The organism is Parabacteroides faecis, assembly GCF_014647375.1.
GTDB classification, from domain to species: domain Bacteria; phylum Bacteroidota; class Bacteroidia; order Bacteroidales; family Tannerellaceae; genus Parabacteroides; species Parabacteroides faecis.
Window position 1 is genome coordinate 111,659 of sequence record NZ_BMPB01000015.1, and the last position, 13,014, is coordinate 124,672.

Here is a 13,014-nt window from a genome sequence, read left to right on the forward strand (position 1 = left end):
TGCTGAGTCGTTTAAGAATTTTATTCAGAGTGATGATTTGTTGAAACGCTTGCACTATATCCGTAAAGCCGGTAATAATTCAGCACATTTGGGAAAAGTAGCAAAGAAAGAATCTTTTTTCTCTTTACTGAATTTGTATGTTTTTGTCGGTTCCGTATTAGTAAAGCTGAAAGTAATAGATGATTATCCGACTTTTGACCGTAATTTGATCCCTGGACAGGCTGAAGTTCATATAGCTCCCAAAGAAAATATGGAGCCGACCAATGCTTTGGTAGAGAAATATGAGGGTCAGTTAGAAACAGCCTTGGTTACGAAAGCAGTTACAGGTATTTCGGAAGCGGAAACCCGAAAGTATTTTATTGATCAAATGTTACGTGAGGCAGGTTGGGATATTTTGGAAGCAAAAGGATCTATTATGCCAGCAAAAGCCTGCATCGAAATACAATTAGCAGGAATGCCGAATCATAAGGAAACTGGTTTTGCTGATTACGTCTTGTTTGGTGCTAATGGAAAGCCTTTAGCGGTCATAGAGGCTAAACGTACCAGTGTGGATGCCGCCAGAGGAAAACATCAGGCTGAATTGTATGCCCAATGCCTGGAAGCACAGTATGGCGTGATGCCTGTTATTTATTATACAAACGGTTTTAATACCTTTGTGATAGATGGGTTAGGTTATCCTTCACGTCCTGTATATGGTTATCATACGCAAGCTGATTTGGAGCTGATCATTCAGAAACGAGAGAGAGCGGAGATTACCGATTTGCGTATTCGTGACGAGATAACAGACCGCGAATATCAGAAACGCGGAATTAAAGCTGTTTGTGAATATTTCAATAAAAAACATCGTCGTGCCTTATTGGTTATGGCAACAGGTACAGGGAAGACGCGTGTTGCTATTTCTTTGGTTGAATTACTAATGCGCAACAGCTGGGTGAAAAATGTTTTGTTTCTGGCTGATCGTACCGCTTTGGTAAAACAAGCATATAAGAATTTTACAAAATTATTACCAGGAACCTATTGTGTCTTGTCGGATGATAATAAACCGGATTTGGCAGCCCGTGTTATGTTCAGTACTTATCAAACGATGATTAATTATATAGATCGTGATACGAAAGATTTTTCTGTAGGTCGTTTTGATTTGATTATTGTTGACGAGGCGCATCGTTCTATTTTTGGAAAATATGGGGATATATTTGATTATTTTGACTCTTTACTGGTCGGATTGACTGCTACACCACGTAGTGAGGTGGATAGAAGTACTTATCAGTTATTCGAACAGGAACAGGGAGAACCCAATTTTGCTTATGAACTGGAGGAAGCTGTTGCTGAAAAGTATCTGGTCCCTTATAAAGGAATTATCCGTCATTCTGCTCATATTAATAATGGAATTAAATATGAAAATTTGAGTAAAGAGGAGAAGGAACAGCTTGAAAAAGTGTGGGAATATGAAAAAGCTCAAAGAAATATTGATCCGGATGAGGATTATCATCGTGATATAGAAAAGGATGAAATATTTAAGTTTCTCTTTAATGAAGATACTGTAGATAAAGTGTTGCAGGATCTGATGGAAAACGGGTTGCGGGTTCAGAGCGGTGAACGGATCGGAAAAACAATCATTTTTGCTTATAATCACAAACATGCAGTATTGATTGTAGAACGGTTTGGAAAACTTTATCCTGAATATGGTCCGAGCTTTTGTCAATTGATTGATAACTCGGTGACGTATGCAGGAAATCTGATTGATCAGTTTGAGGTGAGAGATAATTTACCACAAATAGCTGTTTCTGTTGATATGCTCGACACTGGAGTTGATGTGCCGGATATTTTGAATTTGGTCTTTTTTAAAGTGATTAAATCAAAGATCAAATTTATGCAGATGATAGGTAGAGGAACTCGTTTATCTGAAAATATATTTGGGCCCGGAAAGAATAAGGAATGTTTTTACATATTTGATTATTGTAATAATTTTGAGTTTTTCAATGATAACCCTCAAGGGGTAGAGGCAAAACTTGTTCAGTCATTGACTGAGCGTTTGTTTTGTCTTCGTACGGATATATCTGTGTTTTTGCAGCATAGCCGATATCAGGAAGATCCTTTTGCTAAAAACTTACATGATGAATTGAAGACTCTGTTGCATAGTCAGGTGGCTACGCTGAATGATTCACGAATTGGAGTTCGGAAGCATTGGGATTTGGTATGTAAATATCGTAAATCAGAAAATTGGATTTTTATTTCCGAGACAGATGCTTTACACATAAAAAATAGTCTATCTCCGTTATTGATTCAAAAAATGGAGAATGAAGAGTCTAAACAGTTCGATTTACTTATTCTTTATATAGAATTATCCTTGTTGGATGCAGATATTAATGCTGTGAGAAGCAAGAAAAAAGTAATTGAAATTGCCCGAGATCTTCAAAAAGCAACTTCCATTCCTTTGGTTATGGCAAAGATAGAGACTATAAAGGAGGTTCTAAGCTCTCATTTCTGGGAAAATCTGAATTTGGATGGTTTGGAGCGTGTTCGTAAGGACTTGCGTGAACTGATATTATTCTTAAAAGGAAATAGTAAGAATACTTTTACTATAGATATTGAAGATGCTTTTACCGATGGAGGAGAAGCGCCAGGAATAGTTACGACTACGACTTACAAACAGCGTGTTGTGGATTATTTGGCTGAGAACAAAGATAATGCAGTATTGCAAAAGATATTTAATGTAGAGCCATTATCTCAAGCTGATATTCGTGATTTGGAACGTATATTATGGCAGCAGTTGGGAACCAGAGAGGAATATTCAAAATATGCTCAGAATATGATTTATGGAGGTAATGTTGCTGCTTTTATCCGTTCTATAATTGGAGTGAATCGGAATATTGCTATTCGAAAATTCACAGAATTAATATCTGAAAGTAATCTGAATTCCATGCAGGAGGAATATTTGAAGACTATTTTAAATTATGTATGTGAAAATGGGGACATAACGACCTCTACATTCGGAAATGATCCATTTGTGAATTTTGATTGGTATGATGCATTTGGTGATAAGCTTAGTGACCTTACTCAATATGTGGAGAATTTGCATAAGGTAATAACTGCTTAAAGTAAACGAGGCATTATTATAGATTACCCTACGCTGAATTTTTGTATCTTTGTCCGGCATTTAAAGTATAAAAGGCAGTATGATCAGTTACTTACAGATAGACGGACTGACCAAAAGCTTCGGCGATTTGGTTCTTTTTGAGGATATTACATTTGGTATTGCACAAGGTCAGAAAGTGGGCCTTATTGCAAAGAACGGGACGGGTAAAACAACTTTGCTGAATATCATTGCAGGGAATGAAGATTATGATAACGGAGCTGTCGTGTTCCGTAACGACTTGCGTGTCGGCTACTTGGAGCAGACGCCTGTCTATCCGGAAGGGTTGACTGTTCTGCAAGCCTGTTTCTATTCTCCGAACGAGACGGTTCGTCTGATTGCCGAGTATGAAGAAGCGATGGCGAGTGACGATCATTCCAATCTGGAGGATATCCTGATGCGTATGGATAACCTGAAAGCCTGGGATTATGAACAGCGTGCCAAACAGATCCTTTCGCAGTTGAAGATCACTAACTATGATCAGAAAGTGGAACATCTGTCCGGTGGGCAGTTGAAACGTGTGGCATTGGCCAACGTTCTGATCACCGACCCCGAACTAATCATTCTCGATGAGCCGACCAACCACCTTGACCTGGAAATGACTGAATGGCTGGAAGGTTACCTGAGCCGTGCCAACATCAGTATCCTGATGGTTACGCACGACCGTTATTTCCTGGACCGTGTCTGCAGCGAGATTATCGAAATAGACCGTCAGCAAATTTACCAGTATAAAGGTAATTACAGCTATTATCTGGAAAAACGTCAGGAACGGATGGAGACGATGAACACAGAAGTGGAACGTGCCAACAACCTGTTAAGGAAAGAGTTGGAATGGATGCGTCGTCAGCCGCAGGCACGCGGTACGAAAGCTAAATATCGTATCGATGCTTTTTATGAGCTGGAAAAGAAAGCCAAGCAGCAACGGGATAACGGTAATGTGAACCTGGATGTGAAAGCATCCTATATCGGATCAAAAATATTTGAAGCGGAGCATGTTACGAAAAGCTTCGGCAGTATCAAGATTGTAGAAGATTTCAATTATATTTTTGCCCGTTACGAAAAGATGGGTATCGTAGGTAACAACGGGACAGGGAAGTCTACCTTTATTAAAATGCTGATGGGCGAAGTAGAACCGGATAGCGGACGCTTCGATGTCGGCGAAACAGTCCGTTTCGGCTATTACAGTCAGGATGGTCTGCAGTTTGACGAGCAGATGAAAGTGATCGATGTCGTGCAGGATATAGCTGAATATGTCGATCTTGGAGACGGTAAGAAGTTGGGAGTTTCCCAATTCCTGAATTATTTCCTGTTCACTCCCGAAAAGCAACATAGCTATGTCTACAAGCTGAGTGGTGGAGAAAAACGCCGTTTATATCTATGTACCGTCCTGATGCGCAACCCGAACTTCCTGGTACTGGATGAGCCGACCAATGATCTGGATATCGTGACCCTGAATGTATTGGAAGAATATCTGCGTAACTTTAAGGGTTGTGTAATCGTTGTTTCGCACGACCGTTACTTTATGGATAAAGTAGTCGATCACCTGTTGGTATTCCGTGGTAATGCCGATCTGAAGGATTTCCCCGGCAATTATACTCAGTACCGTGACTGGAAAGAGGTACAGGATCAGTTGGAGAAAGAGGCTGAAGCAGCTCGCCAGCCCAAACAAACATCGGCTCCTGAAAAGAATAACCGTCCACAGCCTGAGCAGAAAAAGAAACTTACCTTCAAAGAACGGAAAGAGTTTGAAGCACTGGAGGTGGAAATACCGCAGCTTGAAGCCGAAAAGGCAGAACTGGAAACAGCAATGAGTAGCGGAACACTTAGCAACGATGAGCTGATGGTTAAGTCGGAACGAATTGCGAAAGTAATGGAAGAAATAGACGAAAAGACAATGCGTTGGCTGGAGCTGAGTGAACTGGCTTAAAGATATGAACGAAGCGAAACCTGTGCTTTGGAACCGGAATTTCATTCAGTGTTGTATCTCTTATTTCCTGATGAACTTCTCTTTCTACATGTTGATGCCAACTATGCCGGTCTATTTGGTGGAAGTTTTGAAGATCGATCCGTCGGAAGTGGGAATAGCTCTTTCCAGTTATTCGATCGGTTTGTTATGTGTTCGTCCGTTCTCCGGATATCTGGTGGATTGTTTTTCCCGCAAGCCATTATATTTGTTAGCTTTTATGGTTTTTGCCTGTATGTTTACCGGTTACCTGTTCGCAACGACAGTATTGATGATTATGGCTGTCCGTTTTATTCAGGGTGGGTTTATGGGAATGACTTCCGTTGCCGGAAATACCATAGCGATCGATGTGATCCCTTCCAAACGAAGAGGAGAAGGAATGGGCTTTTATGGATTGACGATAAACCTGGCGATGTCGCTGTCGCCGTTGGTGGCCGTGTTTATCTATGACCGGTTCGGTTTTCATCCGGTGGTATTTGCAGGACTGGCAATTGCTTTGGTGGGTGTCGGTTCGGTTTGCCTGATCCGTTATCCGAAGCGGGAGAAAGTGCCGAGACCGGCATTCTCGCTCGATCGTTTTATCCTGGTGAAAGCTTTGCCGACGGCTTTGGCTTATCTGTTGAGTGCAATTCCTTATGGGATGGTGACTTCTTTTGTGGTATTGTACGGGAAGGAGATCAATGTCGCCAATCCGGGTTATTTCTTTATTTTTATGGCGATAGGAGTGGGTACGGCCCGTCTTATTTCCGGGCGTTTGGTCGATCATGGGAAGATACATCTTGTGTCGATCAGTGCACTGACATTCCTGACGCTTTCATTTGCCGTTTTCGCTATTTTTCATAATGAGATTGTATTCTTCGCTTCTGCCTTGGCTATCGGTATAGGATTTGGTGTTTGTGTACCGGCCATTCAATGCCTTTTTGTGAATGTGGCTCCGCATCATATGCGTGGGACGGCTACTTCCACTTATCTGACTTCTTTCGATTTCGGGGTGGGGATCGGCATGCTTGCGGCTGGTTTTATTGCTTCGCATGCTGATCTGGCAACTGCTTATTTAGCCGGTTCGGGGTGTTGCCTGATATCGCTCCTGGTTTATTTGCGATGGGTGAGACCTTCATATGAGAAATATAAATTATCTGTTTGAATATTAGAGTTTATAGAAATGAACAGTTTCTAATGTACTTCGATGGAATATTTCTTTACATTTGTGCATTGATTTTGATTTATACCTGAAAAACAAATCTATAAGAACTATATGAAAAAGAATTACTGTTATCTGTTATCGCTGTTGCTGCTTTTCGCTTGTTCCGGTAATCAAAAGAGCGTGAAGAATGAATATAAAGGGAAGTTGAAGGCTGTTAAGCAGTTGGTGGAGACAGGCGAGAAACGTTTCCGTTTGGATACGGAGACAAAGGTTAAGCCTCCTTATATTCAGTATTGTTCCGACCATACGGGGAATGATCTGCTCACCTTCCTGAATCCTCGGAAAAATGCGATTTATTTCTACAATTATTCGGATACTGCTTATCTCCGACAAATCGCTTTCGAACGTGAAGGAGCGAATGCCGTTATGAGTATAGGAGCTTATTATATCAAAAGTCCGGATTCTATTTATGTATTCAACCGCCCGTTGATAGAAATCGCTTTGGCTGATAGTGCTGGGGTGATACATAGCCGTGTTACATTATTAAATAAAGACGATAAAGAATGGGCAATGCATAATCCGCAGTATGTTTTTTCTACAGTTATGCCGTTGATGTTGATAGATAATCATTTACAGTTACCCGGTCTTGCTCCTTTCCCGGAGATATTAGCCGACAGGGAGAATTTCCGGTTCACAACCTCTATTGATTTGGTTACTGATAAGGCTGAGAATCATCATCTTTATCCGGAAGAGTTATTCGGAAATAATTATAATTGGGGAGGTGACCTGATTCAGTTTGTGTATCCGGCAATAACACCGGAAGGGAAGATGGTCCACAGTTTTACAAATTCACACGATCTGTATATATCGGATTGGGACAGTGATGCAGCAATGAAAGTATACGGAGGTAGCAATGAAGCCGGAACGATTACTTCTATCGGCCATGAGGAGGTAAAGACTACACCTGACGAGTTGGTTTATACCTCTTATATGGAACAGGACTTTTATGCAGCTGTAATTCATGATCCGTACCGTAAAGTATATTACCGTTATTTGTTACATGGCATGCCGGATGCGAATTTGAAAACACCTCTCGACAGTAAGCCGCTAACGATTGTCATGATGGACGAACAGTTTCATTACCTCGGTGAAACAATGATAGGAACAGGGCAGGAATGGAACTGGACGAACTCTTTTGTCACTAAAGAGGGATTGAATATAGAACGTATCGGAACAGAACCGGAGGATGACGATTATCTGACTTTCGGTTTGTTCAATATACAGGATTTGTAATAGGAGGATGGTTTAATCATATATAATATAGTATGGTTTGGCAGGAGAAATCGATTAATAACCCGATCAATGGAGATAGACCGTAAAAATTTAGTTGAACAATATGGGAGAATGGTTGCTACCATTGCTCATCGTATGATCCAGAACAAAGAGATAGCGAAAGAGGCGGCACAGGAAGTCTGGTATGAAATCTTTAAAAGCCTGTCCTCTTTTAATGGTAATTCTGAATTGTCAACGTGGATATATACGATTGCGAAACGGACTATTTTACGGTATGCCCAAAATGAAAAGGTAGTCACTTTGCTGAACTTGGAACAATTCAGAGGTTTGGAGGAAATTGAGTATTCCGGTTCTGACGAGGATCGGAAAGAATGGGTAAAGGAACGGTGTGACTGGTGTTTGACTGCATTGAATCACTGTTTAAATAACGATGCCCGTTTGATCTTTATATTTAAAGAAAATATAGGTCTTTCCTATAAACAGATCAGTAGTATTATGGAAATGTCGGTAGAGAATGTCCGGCAGATATCCTCTCGTTCAATAACTAAGATCAGTCATTTTATGAATGATACCTGTCCGTTATATAATCCTGTCGGGACTTGTAAATGCCGGATCTGCAAACAGGTTTACCGTATCGATCTGGAGAAAGAATATTCAACCGTTTTGAAAATGATACGGCTGGCTGATCTGTATCATAAATTTGAAAAAGATTTACCGAGAAAGAATTATTGGGAAAAATTTTTGGACTGAGTTGTCACATATCCTGCTCTTTCGTTCACTAATGATTAATGTATAACTTAAAAAGTAAACATTATGAATCGAATTGAATTTTTGAGAGAGCAGATCATTGAATCAAGAAATTTTGTCAATCGCCTGGTTTCGGAACTCCCGGAAGATTTATGGTTTGTCATACCGGAAAATACGGATTCAAACTTTGCCTGGCAGATCGGACATCTGATCGTTGCCCAGAACTTTCATGCAATTACTGTGATAACAGGATGGAATGAAAAAGTCAACCGGGTGATTCCAGTGACACAGTATAATAAACTGTTTAACGGGATGGGTACTTTACACCGGTCTGTCAAAGAGGAGGTTGTAACTGCTTCCGTATTGAAAAATCAGTTGGACGCAGTTCATGAAATTTGTATTGAAAACCTGTTGGCTTTAAGTGATGGTATTTTATATACTCCATTGGAACCTATTCCCTTTAAACATCCGGTCGCAAATAACAAATATGAGGCATTGTCCTGGTGCTTCAAACATGAAATGTGGCATAGTGCGGAGATGGAAGATATCAAGCGGAGACTGGGATATCCGATCATTTGGCTGAATAAATAAACCTGCTCGTGAACAATGTTATAAAACATACTGTTATATATTTGAAAGCAAAAAGATAAAAGGAGATAGAGAGGCAGCGGCCTCTGAGTTTAGGTTATTAATTTAATGTTTTTAGGTATTATGAAACGTTTAGGTATGGCTGTAGCAGCCATTTTATTATGTGCAACAGTAGGTTTTGCACGCGAGAACCGGAACAATGTGAGTAAAGAACCGTTTGCTATTAACTTTGAGAAACTGAGTTATTATTTACAATTAACCCCCTCTCAGGTGAATGAAGTAGCAAACATTAATGAATACTTCCTTGATATGCAACGTGAAAGTCTTCGTTCGAGCGAAAGCAAGCAACAGAAGAAAATGCACCAGGCTGTCTATGGGAATTTGAAATTGATGAAAAAGGTTCTGACTCCCGACCAGTATCGTAAATATGTAACATTGTTGAATGTGACAAATAATAATAACCGTGCATTGAGCCTTTAATAATAAAAGGCGTCGGGATTGTTTGATCCCGTATCGCGGTTGTTGAAAATAGATAGAGGAGATTACACAATTTGTTTGTGTAGTCTCTTCTTTTTTTATCTATCTTTGCGACACTTAAAAGAACAAATAATGATTTAATCTTATCATGAAACAACTAGGTTTTCCTTCTAATGCTACATTAAGAAGTAATGCTTTCGACTATTCGCTGATCGTTGTCGGAGCTTTTCTCCAGGCACTGAGCTATGTGCTTTTTCTCGCCCCTTATAAAATCGTACCGGGCGGGGTTTATGGTATTTCCATTGTTTTACATTATGTCACGAAAGGGCTTTTCTCCATTTTTCCGGATGGTTTGCCGATGGGGGCTACCGCTTTGTGCTTCAACGTGCCGTTGCTGATACTGGCGATGAAAAAGATCGGACTTTCTTCCGGACCGAAAACAATAGTGACATTTGTACTGATCTCTGTTTTTACAGATACTTTATCTTATTTCTGCGGAACGGAACCGCTGGTAGAAAACGATACTTTTATTGCCTGTTTTTATGGCGGTGCGATATTAGGTCTGGGTGTGACTTGTGTCTTTAAGGCACAAAGTACAAGTGCGGGAACCGATGTGCTGGCCCGTGTGATTGCCAATAATTCCAATCTGAAAGTTAGTAATATGATCATATTGCTTGACTCTGCCATCGTAATGCTCGGTTTGATCGTATTTCAGGATTGGGCAGTGCCTTTGTATTCCTGGTTTGCCATCTTTGTCTATGGGAAGGTCGTGGAAATGTTCCAGACAGAGAATCCGAATCGTGCCGTATTCATCGTATCGAAGAAAACACAGGAAATAAAAGACCTGATTGTCGGCAAGATGGGGATGCGCGGAACTTTCCTGCATGGACGCGGAATGTATGAAGGACAGGAGAAAGAGATCATTTTTACGATCGCTGAACGTAAAGATATGCCGCGTTTGAAAGACGAGATTAAAGATATTGATCCACATGCGTTTATCTCGACGATGCATGCAAGCAAGGATTCACCTCGGCCGGGAATTTGAGGATTTGAAAATGGAGAATTGAAAATTGAAAATTAAATGAGCCGAAAACATGCAAACCGATATTAATTTTCAATTTTCAACTTTCAATTTTCAATTATTTCCTATCTTTGCCGAACTTTAAACTAACATATAGAAAAAGTAATGCCTAATATCTCACAGCGGGGTGTCAACATGCCGGCTTCCCCCATTAGAAAACTTGTTCCGCTAGCCAATAAGGCTAAGGCAAAGGGTACCAAGGTGTACCATCTGAATATCGGTCAACCGGATTTATCTACTCCTGAGGTCGCGATGGAGGCGATGCGCCGTATTGATCGTAAGGTTTTGGAGTATTCACCCAGTGAAGGGATTCGTAGTTTCCGTGAGAAATTGGTTAAATATTATGCGAAATTCAATATCAATGTCGATGTTGACGATATAATCATCACTACCGGTGGCTCGGAAGCTGTGTTCTTCTCTTTTATGGCTTGTCTGGATCCGGGGGATGAAATTATTGTTCCCGAACCTGCGTATGCAAACTATATGGCGTTTGCCATTTCCAGCGGGGCTGTGATCAAAACGGTTCCGTCTACTATCGATGAAGGTTTTGCCCTTCCTTCGGTAGAACGTTTTGAGGAACTGATCACACCGCGTACGAAAGCGATCCTGATCTGTAACCCGAACAATCCGACCGGCTATCTGTATACACAGAAAGAAATGGATCAGATTCGTGATATTGTGAAGAAATACGATCTGTTCCTGTTTTCGGATGAGGTATATCGCGAGTTCTGTTATACGGGAGCCCCTTATATCTCTGCTTTCCATTTGAAAGGGATAGAGAATAACGTGGTGTTGGTCGATTCTGTTTCTAAACGTTACAGCGAATGCGGTATCCGTATCGGTGCGCTGATCACGAAGAACCAGATGGTGAAGGAAAATGTTATGAAATGGTGCCAGGCCCGTTTGAGTCCTCCATTGATCGGACAGATTATTGCCGAGGCTTCATTGGATACACCTGAAGAGTATATGTTGGAGGTGTATAACGAATATGTGGAACGTCGCAAATTCCTGATCGACGGTCTGAATCGTATTCCGGGATGCTATTCTCCGATCCCTATGGGAGCTTTTTATACGGTTGCCAAGCTGCCTGTGGATGATGCCGATAAGTTCTGTGCCTGGTGTCTGGATGAATTTGAATATGAAGGACAGACAGTCATGATGGCTCCGGCTTCCGGTTTCTATACAACACCGGGTTTGGGTAAGAATGAAGTACGTATTGCTTACGTATTGAAAAAAGAAGATCTGGCAAATGCGTTGGTTGTGCTGGCTAAAGCATTGGAAGCTTATCCGGGAAGAGTCATTTAACGAATTATAAAGTGATTTGAACTTAGAATTATTTATAGCACAAAGAATTCATTTCAGTAAGGAGGGGGACCGTCAGGTAACACCTCCTGCTGTTCGTATTGCCATAATTGGGATTGCGCTCGGACTGGCGGTAATGATTCTTTCGGTGGCTATTGTAATCGGGTTTAAAAAAGAAGTCCGTAATAAGGTGATCGGTTTCGGTTCTCATATCCAGATCACCAATTTCGATAATAACAGTTCGTACGAAACGACACCGATTGCGGTGAGCGATTCCTTGCTTCAGGCTCTTCAGGAGTTTCCCGGAATCAAACATATAGAAGCATATGCCACTAAGATGGGGATTCTGAAAACAGATAGCGATTTTCAGGGGATTGTATTGAAGGGTGTCGACACGGATTATGATTGGAGTTTCTTCCGGAATAATCTGAAAGAGGGTGAAATCCTTACGATAAACCCGGATAAAAGTTCGATAGATATCATTATTTCCAAATATTTATCCGATTTATTAAATCTGAAACTGGGAGATTCGGTTCGGACTTATTTCGTTCAGGAAGATGTTCGTGCACGCAAATTCAACATAGCCGGGATTTACGAGACTGGTTTTATGGATTACGACAAGTTGTTTGTCCTGGCGGATATCAAGCAGATACGTCGTTTGAATGGCTGGGATAAAGACGAAGTCAGCGGACTGGAATTGCTTGTCGATGACTATAATGATCTGGATCAGATAGCAGAAGACCTGTATTTCAATTTGGTTGAACAACAGGATCGTCATGGAAATACCTATTTTACCCGTTCGATCAAAGAGATGAATCCGATGATATTTAACTGGCTCGATGTGTTGGACGTGAATGTGGTCGTTATCCTTATCCTGATATTTTCTGTTGCCGGTTTTACAATGATCTCCGGTTTGCTGATTATTATTCTGGAGCGGACTAATATGATCGGTATCCTGAAAGCGTTGGGAGAAAACAATGCCAGTATCCGTAAGATATTTCTCTATATCTCTTTCTTCCTGATAGGGAAAGGGATGCTTTGGGGAAATGTGATCGGGATTGCCATCTGCCTGATCCAGTCTCATTTTCATATAATAAAACTGGACCCGTCCACCTATTATCTGGATGCAGTGCCTATCGATCTGAGTGTACTCTCTTTAGTTCTGCTGAATATCGGAACGCTGTGTGCATCCATGTTGATGATGCTCGGCCCGTCTTACCTGATCACAAAGATCGATCCCGCCAAAAGTATTCGGTTCGAGTAATCTTCCATTAATTTTCAATTCT

General features: G+C 40.9%; 9 protein-coding genes and 2 pseudogenes. All 11 read left to right on the forward strand.

From position 1 onward, the window contains the following. Positions 1–37 precede the first annotated feature (37 nt). The 11 genes and pseudogenes from IEY67_RS20610 (at position 38) to IEY67_RS20655 (ending at position 12,992) form a co-directional block, all read left to right on the forward strand. On the forward strand, positions 38–3,097 hold the full coding sequence (locus IEY67_RS20610; protein WP_506330616.1) for a type I restriction endonuclease subunit R: 3,060 nt from the start codon (positions 38–40) through the stop codon (positions 3,095–3,097). A 79-nt stretch (positions 3,098–3,176) separates the two neighbouring features. Then, a pseudogene (locus IEY67_RS20615) lies at positions 3,177–4,785 on the forward strand (ABC-F family ATP-binding cassette domain-containing protein); the annotation flags it as partial. 65 nt (positions 4,786–4,850) lie between these two features. Beyond that, positions 4,851–5,060: pseudogene (locus IEY67_RS25460) on the forward strand (ABC transporter C-terminal domain-containing protein); the annotation flags it as partial. A 4-nt stretch (positions 5,061–5,064) separates the two neighbouring features. Next, complete coding sequence (locus IEY67_RS20620; RefSeq protein WP_122352363.1) at positions 5,065–6,240, forward strand: MFS transporter; 1,176 nt, start codon at positions 5,065–5,067, stop codon at positions 6,238–6,240. Positions 6,241–6,351: 111 nt separating this feature from the next. Continuing rightward, on the forward strand, positions 6,352–7,533 hold the full coding sequence (locus IEY67_RS20625; protein WP_183672237.1) for a DUF4221 family protein: 1,182 nt from the start codon (positions 6,352–6,354) through the stop codon (positions 7,531–7,533). Positions 7,534–7,602: 69 nt separating this feature from the next. Beyond that, on the forward strand, positions 7,603–8,283 hold the full coding sequence (locus tag IEY67_RS20630) for an RNA polymerase sigma factor (protein WP_183672238.1): 681 nt from the start codon (positions 7,603–7,605) through the stop codon (positions 8,281–8,283). A 63-nt stretch (positions 8,284–8,346) separates the two neighbouring features. Continuing rightward, positions 8,347–8,871 (forward strand): DinB family protein, encoded by a 525-nt coding sequence (locus IEY67_RS20635; protein WP_183672239.1) that lies wholly within the window; start codon positions 8,347–8,349, stop codon positions 8,869–8,871. 120 nt (positions 8,872–8,991) lie between these two features. After that, positions 8,992–9,348: a hypothetical protein gene (locus IEY67_RS20640; protein ID WP_122375549.1), complete on the forward strand. Its 357-nt coding sequence runs from the start codon at positions 8,992–8,994 to the stop codon at positions 9,346–9,348. Positions 9,349–9,493: 145 nt separating this feature from the next. Beyond that, positions 9,494–10,390 (forward strand): YitT family protein, encoded by an 897-nt coding sequence (locus tag IEY67_RS20645; protein ID WP_122352285.1) that lies wholly within the window; start codon positions 9,494–9,496, stop codon positions 10,388–10,390. A gap of 141 nt (positions 10,391–10,531) precedes the next feature. Beyond that, complete coding sequence (locus IEY67_RS20650; protein ID WP_122352286.1) at positions 10,532–11,731, forward strand: pyridoxal phosphate-dependent aminotransferase; 1,200 nt, start codon at positions 10,532–10,534, stop codon at positions 11,729–11,731. Between the two features lie 16 nt (positions 11,732–11,747). Further along, on the forward strand, positions 11,748–12,992 hold the full coding sequence (locus tag IEY67_RS20655; protein WP_122352287.1) for an ABC transporter permease: 1,245 nt from the start codon (positions 11,748–11,750) through the stop codon (positions 12,990–12,992). Positions 12,993–13,014 lie beyond the last annotated feature (22 nt).